The 19,432-nt window shown below is 52.1% G+C and carries 22 protein-coding genes and 2 tRNA genes; 10 read left to right on the forward strand and 14 right to left on the reverse strand.

Going from position 1 to position 19,432, the window contains the following annotated elements; translation table 11 throughout:
• Positions 1–388: 388 nt before the first annotated feature.
• The 13 genes from NP590_RS05430 to NP590_RS05490 all read right to left on the reverse strand — a co-directional run bounded on the left by NP590_RS05430 (position 389) and on the right by NP590_RS05490 (position 9,637).
• Complete coding sequence (locus NP590_RS05430; protein WP_256601244.1) at positions 389–1,060, reverse strand: hypothetical protein; 672 nt, start codon at positions 1,058–1,060, stop codon at positions 389–391.
• A 425-nt stretch (positions 1,061–1,485) separates the two neighbouring features.
• On the reverse strand, positions 1,486–3,432 hold the full coding sequence (locus tag NP590_RS05435) for a cell wall-binding protein (protein WP_256601245.1): 1,947 nt from the start codon (positions 3,430–3,432) through the stop codon (positions 1,486–1,488).
• 28 nt (positions 3,433–3,460) lie between these two features.
• Positions 3,461–4,405 carry a toprim domain-containing protein gene (locus NP590_RS05440; RefSeq protein WP_256601247.1) on the reverse strand — a complete coding sequence of 315 codons (945 nt, stop codon included), beginning with the start codon at positions 4,403–4,405 and terminating at the stop codon, positions 3,461–3,463.
• Positions 4,406–4,518: 113 nt separating this feature from the next.
• Positions 4,519–4,890 (reverse strand): hypothetical protein, encoded by a 372-nt coding sequence (locus tag NP590_RS05445; RefSeq protein ID WP_256601248.1) that lies wholly within the window; start codon positions 4,888–4,890, stop codon positions 4,519–4,521.
• A gap of 2 nt (positions 4,891–4,892) precedes the next feature.
• The gene (locus NP590_RS05450) at positions 4,893–5,180 is read right to left on the reverse strand and encodes a hypothetical protein (protein WP_256601249.1); all 288 of its coding nucleotides are present in this window, start codon (positions 5,178–5,180) and stop codon (positions 4,893–4,895) included.
• Positions 5,177–5,566, reverse strand: a complete 390-nt coding sequence (locus NP590_RS05455) for a DUF7673 family protein (protein WP_256601251.1) — start codon at positions 5,564–5,566, stop codon at positions 5,177–5,179. The genes NP590_RS05450 and NP590_RS05455 overlap by 4 nt, the downstream gene beginning before the upstream one ends.
• A gap of 289 nt (positions 5,567–5,855) precedes the next feature.
• The gene (locus NP590_RS05460) at positions 5,856–6,347 is read right to left on the reverse strand and encodes a hypothetical protein (RefSeq protein WP_256601252.1); all 492 of its coding nucleotides are present in this window, start codon (positions 6,345–6,347) and stop codon (positions 5,856–5,858) included.
• Positions 6,344–6,565, reverse strand: a complete 222-nt coding sequence (locus NP590_RS05465) for a helix-turn-helix transcriptional regulator (protein ID WP_256601253.1) — start codon at positions 6,563–6,565, stop codon at positions 6,344–6,346. Before NP590_RS05465 ends, NP590_RS05460 begins: the two co-directional genes overlap by 4 nt.
• Before the next feature lie 233 nt (positions 6,566–6,798).
• Positions 6,799–7,470, reverse strand: coding sequence for a phospholipase D-like domain-containing protein (locus NP590_RS05470; RefSeq protein ID WP_256601254.1), 672 nt, complete (start codon positions 7,468–7,470; stop codon positions 6,799–6,801).
• A 3-nt stretch (positions 7,471–7,473) separates the two neighbouring features.
• Positions 7,474–8,691, reverse strand: a complete 1,218-nt coding sequence (locus NP590_RS05475) for a tyrosine-type recombinase/integrase (protein WP_256601255.1) — start codon at positions 8,689–8,691, stop codon at positions 7,474–7,476.
• A gap of 162 nt (positions 8,692–8,853) precedes the next feature.
• Positions 8,854–8,927 (reverse strand) — tRNA-Cys (locus tag NP590_RS05480).
• A 46-nt stretch (positions 8,928–8,973) separates the two neighbouring features.
• Positions 8,974–9,049 (reverse strand) — tRNA-Gly (locus tag NP590_RS05485).
• A gap of 60 nt (positions 9,050–9,109) precedes the next feature.
• Complete coding sequence (locus tag NP590_RS05490; protein ID WP_256601256.1) at positions 9,110–9,637, reverse strand: hypothetical protein; 528 nt, start codon at positions 9,635–9,637, stop codon at positions 9,110–9,112.
• 348 nt (positions 9,638–9,985) lie between these two features.
• On the opposite strand from NP590_RS05490, the gene NP590_RS05495 reads away from it, so the two are divergent.
• The 10 genes from NP590_RS05495 (at position 9,986) to NP590_RS05540 (ending at position 18,641) form a co-directional block, all read left to right on the forward strand.
• Positions 9,986–10,924 (forward strand): hypothetical protein, encoded by a 939-nt coding sequence (locus NP590_RS05495; RefSeq protein WP_256601257.1) that lies wholly within the window; start codon positions 9,986–9,988, stop codon positions 10,922–10,924.
• A gap of 172 nt (positions 10,925–11,096) precedes the next feature.
• A complete protein-coding gene (gene acpP / locus NP590_RS05500) occupies positions 11,097–11,330 on the forward strand; it encodes an acyl carrier protein (protein ID WP_013820083.1) in 234 nt (77 codons plus the stop codon).
• Between the two features lie 94 nt (positions 11,331–11,424).
• Positions 11,425–12,669, forward strand: coding sequence for a beta-ketoacyl-ACP synthase II (gene fabF, locus NP590_RS05505; RefSeq protein ID WP_256601258.1), 1,245 nt, complete (start codon positions 11,425–11,427; stop codon positions 12,667–12,669).
• A 26-nt stretch (positions 12,670–12,695) separates the two neighbouring features.
• Positions 12,696–13,523: an aminodeoxychorismate lyase gene (gene pabC, locus NP590_RS05510; protein ID WP_256601259.1), complete on the forward strand. Its 828-nt coding sequence runs from the start codon at positions 12,696–12,698 to the stop codon at positions 13,521–13,523.
• Positions 13,520–14,509: an endolytic transglycosylase MltG gene (mltG, locus tag NP590_RS05515; RefSeq protein WP_256601260.1), complete on the forward strand. Its 990-nt coding sequence runs from the start codon at positions 13,520–13,522 to the stop codon at positions 14,507–14,509. The genes pabC and mltG overlap by 4 nt, the downstream gene beginning before the upstream one ends.
• On the forward strand, positions 14,506–15,129 hold the full coding sequence (tmk, locus tag NP590_RS05520; RefSeq protein ID WP_256601261.1) for a dTMP kinase: 624 nt from the start codon (positions 14,506–14,508) through the stop codon (positions 15,127–15,129). Before mltG ends, tmk begins: the two co-directional genes overlap by 4 nt.
• The gene (locus tag NP590_RS05525) at positions 15,126–16,121 is read left to right on the forward strand and encodes a DNA polymerase III subunit delta' (protein ID WP_305888611.1); all 996 of its coding nucleotides are present in this window, start codon (positions 15,126–15,128) and stop codon (positions 16,119–16,121) included. The genes tmk and NP590_RS05525 overlap by 4 nt, the downstream gene beginning before the upstream one ends.
• A 4-nt stretch (positions 16,122–16,125) precedes the next feature.
• Entirely contained in the window at positions 16,126–16,476 is a 351-nt protein-coding gene (locus tag NP590_RS05530) for a PilZ domain-containing protein (RefSeq protein ID WP_256601262.1), read from the forward strand.
• Between the two features lie 50 nt (positions 16,477–16,526).
• On the forward strand, positions 16,527–17,300 hold the full coding sequence (locus NP590_RS05535) for a TatD family hydrolase (protein WP_256601263.1): 774 nt from the start codon (positions 16,527–16,529) through the stop codon (positions 17,298–17,300).
• 186 nt (positions 17,301–17,486) lie between these two features.
• A complete protein-coding gene (locus NP590_RS05540; RefSeq protein WP_256601264.1) occupies positions 17,487–18,641 on the forward strand; it encodes a methyltransferase in 1,155 nt (384 codons plus the stop codon).
• Here the strand turns inward: NP590_RS05540 and gloB are convergent.
• A partial coding sequence (gene gloB / locus NP590_RS05545) for a hydroxyacylglutathione hydrolase (protein ID WP_371927249.1) occupies positions 18,642–19,432 on the reverse strand: 791 nt, incomplete at its 5' end.

The raw sequence follows: 19,432 nt of genomic DNA on the forward strand, positions 1-19,432 counted from the left end.
AGCTTTCCCGGATTGGCCCACTTGGTTTCTCGCCGGTTGAAATTCCGTTTCGCGGTAGCCGGCTCGATGTTTACATAGCCGCAATAGCTATCAGCACGGCATCAAAAAAGCATTGATTAAAGCCATGACATGGCTTACTGTAAGTCACACTTTCTACCCGCTTCCGGCAACAAAAAATGTCTAAAGCGCCCCGCAAATCTTCCAGGATTTAGCGATTTTCCCATTCAAGACCCTGCCGCGAGCAGGTCTAAAATGTGCCCTAATAGACGCAAAAATGGACACAAAAAGACACATTTCGCTATTTTTTGTTAGCTATCCTTATAATCGTCAACAAAAATGTTAACAAAAGGCAACATGTGCCTAACAAGTCATAATTGGCTAATTTCACTCAATTTGTTTGGTCGGATTCAATCGCTTCCGGTCGAACATAGCCAAACCGTCTCGGATAAACCGTTTCGCGCACACGCACCCAGCCCAGCTTTTTCATAATCCGCCCTACGGTGACTTGGTCAATCTTCTTTATCCTGATTTCGTCGATATCAAACACTCGAATCAACAAATCGTTCGTGGTAAACCAGCGCTTTCCGGCGGCCTTAGGACTGTTCAAGTATTCGCTCAGTAACTTTTCCCATTCATCAGGACGTGTAATTCGTTTGTTGACCGAAAGTCCCAGTGCCGACCGCGTGTAATAACACCAGTCCGGCGGTAAAAGCGCCACTCTGCCGAATCGCGTTAGAAAGTAACTCACTTTGATCGGGTCGCAATTCGGAATTTTCCAATAAAACCGGAAGGTCTTTTGCCGTTCGCCATAACGATGGCCGTTCTGTCTAAAATCTCGGCCGGCCGCCTCAGCAGATTGGTACAACCTCGGGAAATTGGCAGCGTCTCTTCGTTTATTCTCACGATATCCGCACTCTGTTGCTGCCCATTCCTCCCGAATTTGCTTTCTGATCTCGTTGGCTTTGCGTTGACGCCGGATTTCAACAGTCGAATCTTCTTCGGTTTTGTTCGATTCGCCCCGCTTTCCTTGATCGCGATTTTTAATCTTTGCCGTAGTCATGGATTTCCTTAAATTAAAAATATATGTGTGTCATATGCTGAAAAATATGGGGAGTTCGGGGAGACAACCCGCTAGCCCTTGTGTGGCGTGGCTTTGAGCACTCCCCAAGGCCTAAAAAAAATTGGGGAACTCCCCAAAAAAATCGCCCAAATTATTGGGGAGAAGCCACTTTTAGCCGATTTTTTCGCAATTTTTGTTTTTCGCCGGCAGCTCAATGCTCCCCAAATTATTTGGGGAATCTCCCCATAAAAATTATTAACTTGGGGAGCCTGCAAACCCAGGCAGAATAAGCCTTTAAAAGACTATCTCCCCAAACTCCCCAGAAAAAAATTAACTATATAGGCAGTTGTTTTTTTACTTGTCGATTTTTCCCGGCGTATTGATTCGCGGAAGTTCCCCAGGTTTTTTTGTGGATCGTTTCATTGTCATGATCCGGATTCGATCAATTCCGCGGCCAAAACGATTACGCGGCGCGTGCACTGAGGGCCGTTTACTGCACGTTTTACTTGGGTTCGCGGCTTGCCGTTTCTATCTCGCTCTTCGGCCAACAACAGTTTCATGTCAGACATCCGGCGCCACAATGCGGATGAGCTCAACAAGAAAGCATCCCCCTGAGACTTAGCCAGCGATTGAACAGCGGAAAATGCTGCATTGGGATCCAGCCAAACTTCGTCAGGTTTGTCTTCGGTGCCTTGCCGATGCCAACCAATACAGTTGCCGCAAGGCTTGAATTGCTTCTCGCCGATTAAATCGTTACCGGCGTCGCGCCACCCCCATGAATAAGGCCGCGTCTTTGGCGGTCCTTTCTCAAAGGTGGTGGTAATGTGTCCGTTACCCGAGCTCAACACCGAGCGCAACAACTCCATAAAGCGTTGCACTTCGCATCGCTCGCTTTGATATTCCGCTTGCTCGCCAAGCGCCGTTTTCAATCCGTCTTCGATCCGAGCCAACAGGGCGTTGCTTTCCACGGCTGTTACATTGTCAACATCCAGTAAATAATCAAGGAAGGTTTCAGTTCCGGCCACCAGATTGGAGAAAAGTTCGGGGGCGCGGGGATGAGACGCTGCAAAGCCGTCTCGAATAGCCCCATCGCGCAACTGTCGAACGACAAGAGGGAAATCGGCCTTGAGCTGGTCAAGGCGCGGCGCAAGCCATTGGAGGTAACTTGCCATCAGCCCGGAAAATAGGCCGGCCGCTGCGGCTTGCTGTAGCTTGGTTAAGGTCGCGTTATCAACGTCGGCGCGATTAAGTTCCAGCATCAACAAACGGCCGGCTATTGATTGAGAGCGGGGCGTGTCTTCCCCCGTTATAACGACCATAGACCGATTAAACGGGGCGGCAATGGCTTGGCAATCAGTAGTCCGCCTTCCACGGCCGGCCGCGTTTCCTATGTTTCTGACCAACCGTTCTACGTAGCCATGAAGCTTGTCGGCTTCCGCCCTTGAGGTGCTGGGCTTGAAATCATCAATGGTAATGATGCCGTCTTTCGCTTGATGGATTTTAAATTCCAGGTCGGTGATTGAATCTGACCAATTGGCCGGGAAACTCCTGTCGTGAAAGTCGCCGAAGAACGATTGGGCAATTGCCGCCACTGCGGACTTCCTGGAACCGGTAAGACCATGCAGCCATAAGGCAAAGTCGGTAGACTTGCATTCGTCAAGAGGTGCGCGCGCTACAGCAGCGAACAGCGTTGCGCCGACAGCCGGCTTGCCGGGGCAAATATCCAATAGCAGACGCATGGCGGCATAGGCTTGCTTGAGTTCGTCGCCCTGCAAGGGAGCCGGCAGTTGATACCGACCTATGTTTCCCTGGCCCATATCCACCTGAACATCATTCATCAGTCCGTTCGTCGAGATTGCTCCGGTGCCGGTCAGGTAGCGCCATTGGCCGTCTATTTTCTTCCAGCCCGTAAACTTGTACACCGTGCATCGCGGAATATCGCCTTTCAACTGCGAGAACAATTGAATGCAGGCCCGCAAATTGTCTTTCTTGGCGGCGCCTGGATGTAGAAAAGGCAGCATGCCCCAGGCTTCGTTAGGCCAGTTACCTTGATTCGACATAAACGATTTTGCGGGCACGTCGACGGCCGGCAATGTGACTCCGTCAGCGCGGCGGCCTTCGATGCGTAAAAAAGCCGTATCTTTCAAATCATTGTCGGCAATGACTTCTTCGGTTATTCGGGCGACGAAATTGCACAATGGAAACTCAGATACGTTAGTGCCGTTCTGCGATTCGCGTTTTTTAACTTGATAAAACGATCCGTTTTTAATCATGTAATCGCCAAACGCATTCGAAAAATTCCACCAGTTGCCGCCACCGTTGCCAGAATCAGCCGCTTTCCCGGCTTTCTTGCCGGCCGGCTTTTTAGCCATTTGGACAACGTTAGACACGGTGGGTGTATTAGAGTGGTCTGTCATCGATAGTCTCTTGGTGTAAGGTGATGGCCATATCGTTAAAGTCGCCGGCTATGGGCGGTATGGCGACTAGGCCATCAACCTCAACGGCGGCCTGTTCGGCCTTGGTCAGTCCGGGGTTTCCGTCGGTATTGGAATCATTGTCCGCACAGAACACGATTTCCGCCTTGGGTAAGCGTTCGCGAACGATGCGGCCAACGGCCAGCAAGTTGTTAGCGGTGAAGGCGATATAGGTTCGAAGGCCAGTTTCCTCAAACAGCGTGGCAGCCGTGGCGAAGCCTTCACAGATCAACACCTTCTCGCTACGGGTACCCAGCCACCAGAAAAGGCCCGCCAAGCCGCCACCGGCCAGAAAGTCTTTATCGCGTTCGAATAGCGGATGCTTACCGGGAAAAATGCCCTGCAAGCTGCGCAGGGTGCCGGTGGCGTCGTGCATGGGGATAAGCAAGGTGTTGGGTATTGCGATGGTCTGGCGTTCGCTCGCGGCGTTTTTAATCGTCCGTTTCCAGGTGCCGACGCGGGCGCCATGGGGCTGGATATGCTTTTTTAGCAAGTAGGAATGGTCGGCCGCTGCAGGATTGGCAGCTTGCCAAAGGGCGGCAGCACGTTTGGCGGTTTTGTCGGCGCGCTGCTTCTGTTTGGCCTGCCGGCGTTGCCGCTCGGCTTCGATGCGCTCCCGGTCCGCTTCCCGTTCTTCGCGGCTGAGATGGCGGTCAACAAAAAAACTCTGCTTCTCGCCGGTCTTATGATTCCAGGCCATACCGCCTTGACCGTCCGGAAACAGCTTGATGCGTCCGTCGTTTTTGCCGCGCGGATCGTCGGCCAAGTCGGCACAATGCCAGCGGCCATCAGAGGGTACGTGTTTAAATTCCACGCCGATAGCCGCGCAACCGGCACGAGCAGCATCCTCTAGGTTTTGGTAGTTTGTCATTAGCAATCCTTGCCGGACGTGCAAATCTTGCCGCCGTTGGGTAGAATTACCCTGCTTTCTGGTGGAAAGTTGCACGAAACCGGCTGTTGATGTGGAGTCAAAAGCCGGTTTTTTTATGCCCGGTTGATATTGCCCGTTTCGTTATCTACGGCTTGCCTTTGATACCGTTCGGGATTTATTAAACGATCCGTAGCGCAATCGCCGATATAAATCATTCCCGCAATGGCATCAATCTGCTGCGACAAGCTAATCAGTAGCGTCATCACTGAGTGCTTGCTTTGTAGGTTCCCACCATTCTCATCGTTTCCAATCAGGTAACCGATCCCGGCAACCGTCTCGGCTAAGTCTTCGGCGTTGAGGTGGGCTTGTTCGACAAAACCGGCGAACCATTCAAGTTCTTCGGGATTCATTTGCTGGCTGCTTTTTTCCCAAAGGTTTAAAAGTGCCCGGCGGACAGTAGGTGCACCCATGTTTTCCGTTTTCATGCCTAGCCTCCCACATTCGCCGAATGAACAGGCGTTCTGGCGGCACATTCGACCATAAAAGCTATTTCTCGCATGTCCTTGATGTTGCCGACTGATGCTTCCAATACGGCGATGGCTTGCTCGCCCTCTATTTCATAGTCGTTGATGAAATTGTTTAGCAGCATCGAAAGCAGCGCCTGTGTTTGATAGCACATCATGCCAAGCTGATTCGCGACCTTTTCGATATCGTCAACCTTGTCCATCAGTATTCGATGTTTGAAGGGCTGATTGGCTTGCGTGTTCGAGCTCATGCCGCACCTCCTTCTTGAGCCCAGCGCTCGAAAGTCTGTGGACCATTGTCCAGGTAGTGATGAATCTCTTTAGCGGTCGCGCGGGCATCCAATGCCAGCACGGCCATGCAATCATCGAATAGCGCCTTATCCAGGCCGCGCAGCGTGGTCAGGTTGAACTTAAAGCGGTAGCCGTTATACAGCCCTAGCAGAAAACGACGCACGGTTCCGGCTTGGCCGGTGTCGCGCTCGGCGATTTCAGCCAGGCGTATCAAAGCCGGGATGCCGGCCTCCGTAGCAGCTTGGCGTTCGGCGTCTAAATCAAGGATTTGTTGAAAGAAGTCGCTAACGGCTTCGGGTTGTTGGGTGGTTTCTGGGCGGATTTCGCCCGTGGCTTGGGTATTCATACGGTTGACTCCAGTTGATACGAGTAACCGTCACTAATGCTTTCCACGGCATTGGGTGACGGGCTATCCAAGGGTGGAAAACCGCCAACTGGAGCGGCCAAGCGCGAAGCTTGCCTCGAACAGCCCGCCATAACAGAACGCAAACGGCACAAGGCCGCGCTGAATGGCAGACATAAAAAAGCCGCGGTAGGCTGCGGCGATTTTTCGCCAGTTGTAAACGGGTTTCCACGCCCGATGCTGGATGTGCCAGCGGGTATCAGAATAGCCCTTGAAAGAAAGCAGGTCAAACTCATTTTAACAACTCCCGCAACTGGCTAAGCAACTGTCCAGCTAAATCGATGCGGAATCCGGCCCGTCGCATGAAAAAACGCTTTTCCTCCGCTGCGGAATCCGGCTGGGCTTTGACAATTTCAAACGTCTCCGTAGCGCATTGAAGGATGCGCTCCAAGAGTGCCAATTGATGCCACGCTTTATCAAACCTATCGGCTTTGGCAAGGATCGCAAATCCATCCAATAGAGAGCCGATGAGTACGGCAGTCATGTGTGCCGGTGCTTTTTCTTCGGGCGTTTTAAAGCCGTGGCAATCACCGATAACGCCCACCATCATATTCAGTTCGGCCCTGGTTAATATCGGGATGGCCGCAATGGGCCATGTAAACGGTTTTTGCGGGTCCTTTTCCGAGTGCGGCGCATGCCCGAAAGCAATACGCGCGGCGTTTGCTCTGGCTAAAGTTTCGGCGCTCACGCCTGGCAATGGTTTGTGATGAGTATGTTTATTCACTTATGGACTCCAGTTCGTGCAATCAAGTTCTTTATATCCTCAACTTTCCAGGCACTTGTCCGCTTTGAAAGCTTCACTGGTTTTGGATAAATCCCATCCTTAATTCCCTTCCACCAGGCTGATCGACTGACAGGAAAGATGGGTGGAGTTGGTGGAATGGCTTTTGGGTCGCCCAGTATTTGTCTTTCGCGAACATAGCCGGTATCTGGTAGTGTCATCGTTGAACTCTCTATTGATTTTTAGGCAAAAAAAAGGCCCGAACGCAAAAGCGGTCGAGCCGGTTGGATGGGTGTAGTCGAATTTAAGGCATAAAAAAAGCCCGCCAAGTTATCCGGGCAGGCTTTCGCTATTTTGGGAATTTGTACCCTGTTTTTGGGTCAAACGTCAAGTTCAGTATTGTCGTTTTTAGTGTTTTAAAGTCCAGTTAGACCATTCTTGCATTTTTAAATCGCTATAACTTTAGATCGGCTGGCCAAATTCTATATATTCCGCCGTTGCGCCTTGGTTGCCATTCTCCGCCGGCTGCCAAACCTTTGTCGGTCAATTCGAAACTGTTTTTGACCAGTTTTAAGTAACCCTTTGCCGCCATGCGCTTTTTCAAGTCGGTTTCATTCAAACCCAGCTTTTTAGCCAACTGCGCTTCGCTCAGTTTCCCGGACTTATTGGCGTTGACTGCTGTAACGCTGTGGAGTGTCGCTGCCCGTTTAGGCATCATATCGAGTATATGGCTCACCTCTTGGACGACGTCGCCGTACGCAACTGCATCGTCTTTCCGGTCGATCGAAATCCCCATTTCCAGATTGTGAACTTGGCTGTACTGGTAAAGATTCATGCTGGTGATAATGCACTGGCTTTCGCTTAGGTAGCATTTGGTATGCAAGTCATCCAGTCCTAAGGTTGGAATGCGCTGTTGCTGAAACCATTGAATATCGTCGGGTTGCTTATTGTCGGCGCGGTATACCATCTGCACGGCCAAGCCTTCGCGCATCTTGGCTTCCAACGTCCGCTTTATTGCATCACTGAGTTGTAGATAGGGACTGATTAACACCAATCGGCGGCTGGCATTACGGATCAAATCCTCTATGGCATTGGTAATACCGTGATTTTTTAGAAATTTCGCCATGTTTTAGCCTTGCTTCCGAATCGGAATCACTTGAGCTCCTGCCTTCAAACCGTGCAAATAATCCGCCCAGGCTTGCATCATTTTTCTTCGTTCCGGTAGGTGCGCGGTGCGGTTGTAGGCCCGGCCATTAGGATCGCGGACGGCGTGCGCGAGTTGGTGCTCGATAAAGTCCGGACGAAAGCCCAAAATTTCGTCCAACATCGTTCTAGCCATGGCGCGGAAACCGTGCGCGGTCATTACGTCTTTGCCGTATCCCAGGCGCTTTAAGGCGGCGTTGAGTGTGTTCTCGCTCATACAGCGAATGCCCGATGGTGTTCTTTCGGATGGGAACGTAAAAAGGCCGTGTCCAGTCACCGGGTGCAACTCGTATAAGATTTCGACTGCTTGGCTCGATAGTGGGACGATGTGCTGTACTTTGGTTTTGCTTACAAAATACCGCCATTCGGCTGTTTCAAAATTCACGTCTTGCCATTGCATGGCTCTTAGTTCGCCTGGCCGTACGAAAACCAGCGGTGCCAATTTTAGTGCGCAAACCGCCGGTAACGAGCCTTGGTAGCTATCGATTGCGCGTAATAACTCGGCGACCTCTTTGGGTTCGGTGATGGCGGCAAAATGTTCGCCTTTGGCTGGGGGTAGGGCGCCTTTCAGGTCTTGGGTAAGGTCTCGCTCGACGCGTCCCGTGGCTACGGCGTAACGGAATACTTGCCCGCATATTTGCAGGGTGCGGTGCGCTGTTTCTATGGTGCCGCGTTCTTCCACGCGGCGCAGGCACGCCAGTATATCTTTCGGCTGTATATCGGCGATTGGCCGGCTGCCTAGCCAGGGGAAAATGTTGCGTTCCAGCATGCGCTTGGAACGGTTGTTTTTTTCGCTCCAGGTCTCTACCTTTTTTTGTCCCCACTCGCGGGCAATCACTTCAAAGCTGTTGTTTGCGCTCTCGACCTTGGCTTGCTTGATGGCTTTTTTGTTTTCGCTGGGATCGATACCGCCATCCAATTGTTTCTTGGCGGTATCTCGTTTGTCGCGGGCATCTTTCAATGTGGTGCTTGGATACACGCCCAAGGCCAGTGTCTTGCGCTTTCCGTCAAAGCGGTAGTTGTAGCGGAAATATTTTGCACCGTTAGGATTTACCAACAGGTAAAGTCCTTTATCGTCTTGCAGCTTGTAGGGCTTGTCGGGGCTGGGTTTTGCGTTACGAATTGCGGTATCGGTGAGCGGCATGGCGGTATCAACTCGGCAAAGTTGGAACATACCGCCATAAATACCGCCTAAAGTGGCGGTATGTCAATAGACAACGTTAGACAGTGTTGGACAATAAAAAACCCGCTAAGCCTTGTAGCTTGCGGGTTTTTGGACTGTATTGGACTGCTTTAAACCGACTAATGGAGGCTGCGACCGGAATCGAACCGGTGTATACGGCTTTGCAGGCCGCTGCATAACCACTTTGCTACGCAGCCAACGTCTGAAATAAAAAAGCCGCGAACTACGCGGCTTTTTTGAATTTGGAGCGGGAAACGAGACTCGAACTCGCGACCCCAACCTTGGCAAGGTTGTGCTCTACCAACTGAGCTATTCCCGCTTTGCTTTCGATCCGTGCATTATATCGACAAAAATGTTTCTGTCAACACATTGTAAAAAATTATTGCAGATTGATTGCCGAGGTCCAGGCTTTTTTGCCTTGGCATTCGCCGGCGGCAGTGATTTCGACTTCCGCCCAGACCAGATTTTTATCAGTACTGTCGTTTTGCGATTGCACCAGTTTTACCGGAGTATTCATGGGCATGTGTTTGCAGGAGCCGTCTCTGTCCGCTTCCTCGGTATCGTCGTAAGCAGCCATGGAGCCGGGTACGGAAACCAGTCTTACGGTAGCATTCGGATCGTAGGTGTTAGGGCTCTTCAATACGTAGCTTTGACCGGGAACCATGGCTTTGGCTTGATGTACCGGTAATTTCGGATCGGAACCGCCGGACATGACCAAAAAAAGAAATATCACAACGATTGCGCCAACGCCGCCAAAGAAAACCTTGGGGTTCGACTCTTTTAGTTCCAGCAAGGTGGCTATCAAGTTACTGGCGGAGTTTTGAGCGGATTCCAGAACTGCGTTGCCCTCGGTCGCGGGCTGTTCAGCTTGGTTTTCCGATTCGTTGTTGTTGTCATCAATACTCATACGATGTGTCCTCTCGATAGTTATTATTATGTTAAGAGCGCTAAAGTTACCATGCTGATCGAACATTTCAAGCATTCATTTTGAGTTTTGGTCTCAATCGCCTTCCGTAATTGATTTCTCGGTTGCCTGATGTCCGGCGGGCCGTTGGCTGTTGCGGGGAGTGCTTAAATGCTTTCGAGGTCTTGATTTCCTGGGGGCGGGCGTGATTTTGCCTCTCTGATTCGAGCCTGCGCCTGGTTTTTCGGCGGTATTGCCTCGGTTTCAGTGGCGCGTGGTGATTTGGCCGGTTTATTTTCTGATCGGTTGAAATAAGCCTAAAATAGTCGAACCCGAATCAATAAAAAAACCATGACCAAAGAAACGCCGTTTGTTTTCGACCAAATCCATATCGAGGTGGCGCGAGCCGCCTCCGATGACTTTAATCTTTTTCATGACAAGCATAAGTGGCTGCAGGTAACGCATAATCCCTTCAAGGGGCCGATAGTGTTGGGTTTTCAGATGAATACCTTGATCGAGCACCAGATGAGACGATATCGCGAGGCGCATCATGAGGACAAGATCATCGCCGAAAACCAGTTGCGTTTCAGTAATTACCAGATCACTTTTGTGAATGCCTTGCGCCCCCGGCAGGAACTGTCGCTGGATATCAAGAAAACCTTGATTGCCACCATACCCGAATTGACGCTGACCAACCGGATTGCGATCAAGTCGCAGGGAAGAACCATTTTGCTGGCCTATAAAAAAGAAACCAAGTCGCCGCTATTTTTGGCGGGTACCGATTTAAGCGCCTTGCCCGACTTGAATGCCTTGCCGGACAAGTCTTTTGTGCCCGGAACGGAGTTTTTTTTGAAGCGTAAGTGGATGACCAACGGCAACGCGAAGAACTTTTTGTCGGGCTCCCTGGCCGAGCAGTCGGATTATTTCGATGAGTTGGAGCATGTGGCGCATTATCCCGAGGTGTTTCCGTGCAGTTTGACTTCGGGGGCTTTGCTGGAAAAGGCCCAACTGGAAAATCACGATTTCAAGCGTAACCCCATGGTCTATACGTCGCATGATTTCTCTGTCGACAGAATTTGTTTGGAGCGGGTTAAAAATAACGACAAATTACATATTTTGGTCAAGCAATTGCCCGAGTCTATCCACAATACCCTCAATCAGACCAGCATCATGTTGCGTACCTACGAATGCTACGGATTGCTGGAAAATCGGGATATTTTGTTCAGAATCAAGCTGAATCTGGTGCCATTGGAAGAAATCATCAAAAATTTAAGCTCTAAAACGCATTAGCAATCAAATGCTTGGAATTGCGCCTGCTAATGTTGTGAATTTTTTCGAACATCAAGTATAATCCGCCAAGTCGTTTGGCCTGGCCTGTGACGAGATTTCAAATTAACAATACAACACTAAAGATAAGGTGGATGCTGTAATTCGGGCGTTCGCATTGTTCGAGGAAAAAAATATGAGTAATATCGAAGAACGAGTTAAAAAGATTGTCGCGGAACAATTAGGCGTGAAAGAAGAAATCGCAAACGATGCGTCTTTTGTTGATGATCTTGGTGCGGATTCTTTAGACACAGTTGAACTCGTCATGGCTCTGGAAGAAGAATTCGAGTGTGAAATTCCAGACGAAGAAGCTGAAAAAATCACCACCGTACAATTGGCAATTGATTACATCAACGCCAATCTGCAATAAAAAGATATTGTTATTCAAGGCCGCTGACGTATAAAACGCCAGCGGCCTTTCTGCATTCCTCTCTGAGTACCTCTAACCGAAACGGTAGTTTATTGTGAGCACACGTCGAGTTGTTATAACGGGCTTAGGCGCTGTTACGCCCTTAGCGAATAATGTTACCGATACCTGGGATGGCATCATTAACGGCAAAAGCGGTATTGGTCCTATTGATTCCTTTGATATTTCCAGTTTCGCAACTACGTTCGGCGGTGTGATCAGAAACTTCAATATTGGCGATTATATTCCCGAGAAAGATGCCAAGCGTATGGACGGCTTTGTGCATTACGGAATAGCAGCCGGCTGTCAGGCGTTTGAGGACGCCGGTATCGTGGTGACCGAGGAAAACGCCGAGCGCATCGGTGTGGCGATAGGTGCCGGTATCGGCGGTATTACCGGTATCGAGGAATGTTATGCCACCTACGTGGCCGGTGGTCCTCGTAAAATTTCGCCGTTTTTCGTGCCCGGCAATATCATCAATATGATTTCCGGAAACCTGTCGATCAAATACGGCTTGAAAGGCCCGAATTTTTCCATTGTCACGGCTTGTTCCACCGGTACGCATAACATTGGCGACGCCGCGCGGCTGATCAAATACGGTGACGTCGATGTGATGGTGGCGGGCGGCGCGGAGCGCTGCACCACTTCGCCGACGGCCATGGGCGGCTTTGCCTCGGCAAAAGCCCTGTCGCGTAGAAATGACGATCCGCAAAGAGCCAGCAGGCCCTGGGACAGAGACCGAGACGGTTTCGTGCTCAGCGATGGCGCGGGCGTGGTCGTTCTGGAAGAACTGGAGCACGCCAAGGCTCGCGGGGCAAAAATTTATGCCGAATTGGTCGGCTACGGCATGAGCGGCGACGCTTATCACATCACCTCGCCCTCCATGGGCGGCGAGGGGGCTGCTCGCTGCATGCGCAATGCCTTGCGCGATGCCCAGCTGAACCCCGGAGATGTCGATTACATCAACGCGCACGGTACTTCCACGCCGGCGGGCGATGTCGGCGAAACCCATGCCATGAAAACCGCCCTGGGCGAACATGCCTATAAAGTGGCGGTCAGTTCCACCAAATCCATGATAGGCCATTTGTTGGGTGCGGCCGGCGGTATTGAAGCGGTTTTGACCGCGTTGGCGATTCAGAATCAAATCGCGCCGCCAACCATCAATTTGGAAAATCCCGATCCTGAATGCGATTTGGATTATGTGCCCAATATCGCCCGGGATATGAAAATAGACATTGCCATGTCCAATTCCTTCGGATTTGGCGGTACCAATGGCACTTTGGTATTCAAGCGTTATCAATAAAAATCTCTTCAGCGCAGTGTCCGTCCATGTTTTTATTAAATGGCGAAAGCAGGCACTGCATCGATGCCTCTGACAGGGGCTTTCAATACGGCGATGGTCTGTTTGAGACCATCGCGGTTTGCAATGGCAAGCCATTGTTTTGGGACCAGCACTTAGCCCGTTTAACAAAAGGCTGTCAACGCTTAAGCTTACCGCTTCCGGACCCCGCGCTGTTTGCGGCGGAAGCCCGGCAATTGTCCGCCGGCGTCGATAGAGCGGTTTTAAAGTTGATCGTTACGCGCGGTAGCGGCGGTCGGGGTTACCGTCAACCCGAACCGATTATGCCTACCCGTCTGTTTAGTCTGCATCCTTATCCCGACTATCCGGACAGTTTCCATGAGCAAGGCATCGTCGCCCGCTTTTGCCGGCAGCGCCTGGCGAGAAATCCGTCCTTGGCGGGCATCAAGCATCTCAATCGCTTGGAGCAGGTATTGGCCCGCGCCGAGTGGCGGGACGATACGGTGCAGGAAGGGGTGATGCTGGACTATGACGAGCACGTCGTGGAAGGCACCATGAGCAATCTGTTTTTTGTCAAACAGGGTTTATTGCACACGCCCTCGCTGACTAATTGCGGTATTGAAGGGATAGTGCGGAAAATTGTGATAGAGTTCGCAATCCGCAATGGCCTGGGCCTGGCGGAAAATCACTTTAATATGCAAAGCGTTTTAGAGGCCGACGAAGTGTTTGTCACCAATTCGGTGATTGGTATTTGGCCTGTAAAGCAGCTTGATAGTCAGTGCTTTGGCGTGGGTGGGATTACCCGCGATATGCAGCAATGGTATGCCCGGGCACGCAATCGGGAAGCAAACTTATGATCAGAAGCATAGTCGCGTTTACCGGCTTGATGGTGTTGGGACTCTTATTGATTTGGGGTGGGATGCACTACCAGATTCTGTTGAAAAAACCGTTGGTGACGAATACCGTCAACCTGGAAATCAAAAAGGGCGACACGCTGGATAGCGTGATCAAACAATTAAAAGCCCAACGTATTGCGGTCCATGCTTTCTGGTTCAAGTGGTTTGCCTACCGGACTCATGTGGACCGAATGTTGAAAGTGGGCGAATACGTGCTACCCAAGGGTGCTACCGCGGCGGATATTTTGGCTTTGCTGGCGGAAGGCAAAACCCGGCGCTATTCGATAACCTTTCCCGAAGGTTGGAGTTTTAAACAAGTTCTTCAAGCCATCAAGGACAATCCGAATTTGCAACATACCTTGTCGGAGCAAGAGTTTAGCGAGTTGATGAGCAAGATCGGCTCCGACCGGGAACATCCGGAAGGACTGTTCTTTCCCGATACCTATTACTTTGAAAAAAACAGCACGGATGTGGAGTTGCTGAAACGCGCCCATGACAAAATGCAGCGCGTGATTGCCGCCGAATGGCGGAATCGCGACCGGGACCTGCCGCTGGAAAGCCCTTACCAAGCATTGATATTGGCATCAATCATCGAAAAGGAAACCGCGGCGGCGGAGGAGCGTAAGAAAATTGCCGGGGTATTTACCCGGCGTTTGAAACTGGGCATGTTGCTGCAAACCGACCCCACCGTCATTTACGGCATGGGTGACGGGTACCAGGGCAATATCCGTCGCAGCGATTTGCGGGAGCCGACGCCTTACAACACCTATGTCAATAAAGGCCTGCCGCCGACGCCGATAGCCATGCCCGGCAAGGCCGCAATTCAGGCGGCGCTGCATCCGGCGGATGGCGACGACCTGTTTTTTGTCGCGCGCGGCAATGGCCGGCATGTTTTTTCGGCTACTTACAGCGCGCATGAAAAATTCGTCAGCCAATATCAACGATGAAACGGGGGCGCTTTATCACGTTGGAAGGGGGTGAAGGGGTCGGTAAATCGACCAACCTGCAATTCATCCGGCAGTTACTGGTGCAAAAGCAATTGTCCGTCATTTTGACCCGGGAGCCCGGCGGTACCGAATTGGCGGAAAAAATCCGCCGGCTTCTGCTGGAACAGCACAACGAATCCGTCACGCCGGAGGCGGAATTATTGCTGATGTTTGCTGCCCGCTCGCAACACATCCACCATGTTATCCTGCCCGCCCTGGCGCAAGGACAATGGGTACTAAGCGACCGGTTTACCGATGCCACTTATGCTTACCAGGGCGGTGGCCGACAGATGGACCAAGCGATCATTGCCTGGCTGGAAAATACCGTACAAGGCGAAATGCGTCCGGATCTGACTTTGCTGCTGGATGCGCCGGTGGAAACCGGCTTGTTGCGCGCCCGGCAGCGAGGCAATCTGGACAGGTTTGAAAGCGAACGGCGCGATTTTTTTGAGCGGGTACGGCAAGCCTATTTGGCCCGCGCTCGTCAGGAGCCAAGGCGCTACGCCATTATCGACGCCAGTTTGCCGCTAGCCGATGTGCAAGAACAGATCGGTCGCGCGCTTGAGGCAATAACATCATGATGCCGTCGGCGGTATACCCCTGGCAACAAGCGGTCTGGCGGCATTTGTTGGGCTATATCGAGTTGCGGCGGATTCCGCAAGCCGTATTGCTTAGCGGGCTTGCCGGGATAGGTAAGCGGCGGTTGGCGGAAGGCTATGCGCAAGCGTTAATGTGTCATGCGCCGTTAAGCGATTATGCCGCTTGCGGGCAGTGTCAGAGTTGCAAACTGTTCGAGGCGCGGACCCACCCGGATTTTTTGCTGCTGGAGCCGGAGGAGCCGGGTAAGGCAATAGGTATCGATAAGATCCGCCAACTGATAAGCAAGCTGGCATTAAAACCGCAATTTGATAAATATCGGGTGGTGATTATCAGTCCGGCCGACAGTCTGAACAACGCTTCCGCCAACGCCTTTTTAAAGTGCCTGGAAGAGCCCACGGCGCGCACCTGTCTACTGCTGCTGAGCGAAAAACCGTCCCGCTTGCCCGCCACCATACGCAGCCGTTGCCAAATGTTAAGCTGCGAAGCGCCCGAGCGGAATATAGCCGAGGCATGGTTAAAGCAGCAAGGGATAGCGGAAAATTACCCTGTGCTATTAAGCCTGTCCCAAGGCGCGCCATTGTTGGCCGCGGAATACGCCCGGCAAAATTTTATCGATGCCAGGCGGGAGTGTTTCGATATTTGGTTGCAGATCGCCGAAAACAAGAAAAATCTGGTAGCAGTGGCCGAGCAATGGCAAAAACCCGACGGATTGGAATTGAGCGTGCTGCTGACCTGGATGATAGGTTGGGTGGCCGATATTATTAAATCGGCGTTTCAAATCGATCCCGGCCAATTGCTCAATCCGGACATGAAAAAACCCTTGCAAGCCCTTGCCAAGCGGCTAGAATTAAAGGCCGTTTACCGTTTTTACGATAGCCTGTTGATTGCGCGGGCGCAATTGAGTACGCCAATCAATAAACAATTGCTGCTTGAGCAAGTCTTGATCAGCTGGTCGCAACTCAACAACCGATAACTTCATGGCAGACGCAGCACCCAGGCAGGGCATCCTGTCCTTATCGATTAAAGATAAAAATGCATTGTATGCCGCCTATATGCCGTTCATTAAAAACGGCGGGCTGTTCATTCCCACCAAGCGGGAATACGAAATGGGCGAAGAGGTGTTTATGTTGCTGAATTTGATGGAAGAAACCGAAAGATTGCCGATCGCCGGCAAAATCATTTGGAAAACCCCGCTGGGTGCCGAAGGTTACCGGGCGCCGGGGATAGGCGTGCAATTCAGCGACCAGGACGGCGGCATGGCGCGCAATAAAATCGAAAACTATCTGGCTGGCGCCCTGGAAAACGATCGCTCCACCCATACCATGTAATCTCGCGTCGGGCGCATGATGGGGCCCGGTCGCCACTCATAGCCAAACTCATGTTCATTGACTCGCATTGTCACCTGGATCGTATCGATCTGAAACCCTATAACAACGACTTTGCCGCCTTTATGCGGGACGCGGACGCCAAGCAGATCGAGCATATGTTGTGTATAGCCATAGATCTGGAGTCGTATCCCGACATGTTGGCATTGATAGCGCCATATCCGCGGATTTCACTCTCTGTCGGGGTACATCCCAATGTCACCGAGGGCAGGGAAGCCAGCGTGGATGAACTGCTGAATTTGGCCAAGCATGACAAAGTCATCGCCATAGGCGAGACCGGTCTGGATTATTTTCGCGGCGAAGGCGATTTGGCCTGGCAGCATCGGCGCTTCAGGAATCATATCGAGGTCGCCAAAGCCTTGCATAAACCCCTGATCATACATACCCGCGAAGCCGGCCACGACTCGCTGGACGTTTTGCGGGCCGAAGGCGCCGACCGGGTTGGCGGCATCATTCATTGCTTTACCGAAGATTGGGCTTATGCCGAGAAAGCCCTGGATTTGAATTTTTATATTTCGTTTTCCGGCATCGTTACCTTTAAAAACGCTCGGGCCATACAAGATGTGGCGCGAAAAGTGCCGGCGGACCGTTTCCTGATCGAGACCGACTCGCCCTATCTGGCGCCGGCGCCTCATCGAGGCAAACCCAACTATCCGACCTATGTCAGGCATGTGGCGGAGTATATTGCCGAATTACGCAATTGCCGCGTCGAGGAAATTGCCGAGCAATCCCGGAACAATTTTTATCGCTTGTTCGGTATGCATTGAGCCGCTTTTGACAGGCAAAAAAAACGGTCGGACCGAGAAGAGAGCCGACCGTCTAAGAGGGAAGTAACTCTTATCCCCAACGGGACGCATACAAGAGTTCCTTGCAGTCTAGCCAAACAATACGACTTTGAAAATGTGGCATAAAGCCGCGTGGCAAATTGTCGCTGCCACCTTGTTGATCAATCCATGCAAACTGACTTTGAATTTCCGCAAGGCCGCTTGCGGCTGAGACGGCTACCGTATCGAAAAAACGACCTACTGCGGGCTTGGGACGCGGCGGACAGCTATCTGCTGGAGCATCTGGCCGCCGCTGATGCGCCCGAGCCCGCCGCGCATATTGTCATAGTAAACGACAGTTTTGGGGCGCTGACCCTGGCTTTGCATCGTTACCGGCCGACGGCAATTTCCGATTCCTTCCTGTCCCGGCAAGCTACCCTAAACAATGCCGAACTGAACCGGCTGGATCTCGCGGGGTTAATGTTGTTGGATAGCCTGAGCCTGCCCGACAGGCCCATCGATTACCTTTTGATCAAGGCGCCGAAAACCCTAGGCTTGCTGGAGTATCAATTACATATGCTACGGCCCTTGCTGACACCCGCGACCAAAATCATAGTCGCCGGCATGGTCAAGGCCTTGAGCGCCAATGTATGGAAATGCCTGGAAGCTTTGATAGGGCCTACCCGCACCTCGCTGGCAGTCAAAAAAGCCCGGTTGATTTTTGCCGATCTCGATCGTCGCTTGCGAATTCCGGCCAATCCCTACCCGCGGCAATATCGCTTGGACGTCGACGTAAATGGGGTAAATTACGATTTTCCGCTGGACAATCACGCCAATGTGTTTTCCCGCGACAGCCTGGATATAGGCACCCGTTTTTTATTGCAGCACCTGCCGGACAATCCCGCGCACCGCGACTTCATCGATTTGGGTTGCGGCAATGGCGTGGTGGGTTTGATGATCGCGCAACGGTTGCCCGAGGCGAGGATACGGTTTGTCGATGAATCGTACATGGCGGTGGCCTCGGCCAAGGACAATTTCATGCGCGCCTTCGCCGGGCAGCGGCAAGCCGAATTCCTGGTGGGGGATGGTTTGACGGGTTTTGCCGAAAACAGCGCCGATTGTATAGTCTGTAATCCGCCATTTCATCAGCAGCATGCCGTGGGCGATCATATCGCTTGGCAAATGTTTGATCAGGCCAGACGCGTGCTGCGCGGGGGCGGTGAATTGCGGGTGATCGGCAACCGGCATTTGAATTATCACAGCCATCTGAAAAAACTGTTCGGTCATTGGGAAGCCGTGGCCGCCAATGCCAAATTTACGATAATCAAAACCAGCAAGCGCTGATTAGCGGAAATGATCTTTTAACAGCCGGATTTTGGCAAACACCCGCGCCGGAGGCTCGCTGGGGTCGGCGGCAACGGCTTGGCGCAGACTGGGGCTGTGTTCGCGTAGAAAGGGATTGGTTTTCAGCTCATCGGCCATGGTCGAGGGCAAGGTGGGCAAGTTTTTCTCCCGCAGACCGGTTACCTCCGCCATGCGCCGTTGTAAATCCGGATTATCCGCTTCCAGTGTCAACGCGAAACGGCCGTTGGCTTGCGTATATTCGTGGGCGCAATAAATGCGCGTATCGCCGGGCAGGGCTTTCAGGGTTTGCAGCGACTGCCACATCTGTTCCGCCGTGCCCTCGAACAGGCGGCCGCAGCCCAGCGAAAACAAGGTGTCTCCGCAAAACAGGGCCCGGCTGTCGGCGGCGTAAAAAGCAATATGTCCCAAGGTGTGTCCGGGCGCGGCTAATACCTGGAACAGCTGCTGGCCCAGAGCCACTTTGTCGCCGTCAGCCACGCCGATATCCAGTCCGGGAATCCGCGAACGGTCCGAGGCGGCGGCCACGATTTTGCAAGCGGTGGCTTGCTTGAGCGCCAAATTGCCGCCTACATGGTCGCCGTGGTGGTGGGTGTTGAATACGTAATCCAGATGCCAGTCTCTGTCCTGTAAGGCTCGCAGCACCGGCTCGGCCTCGGCGGGGTCGACCACGGCGGTTTTATTGCCGGCCGAGTCGCGCAGCAGATAAATATAGTTATCGCTCAGGGCCGGTAGGATGACGATTTCCAGCATGAGGGAGTCAGGCGCCAAAA

Origin of the sequence: Methylomonas subterranea, from assembly GCF_024505185.1 — a bacterium.
Lineage (GTDB): Bacteria > Pseudomonadota > Gammaproteobacteria > Methylococcales > Methylomonadaceae > Methylomonas > Methylomonas subterranea.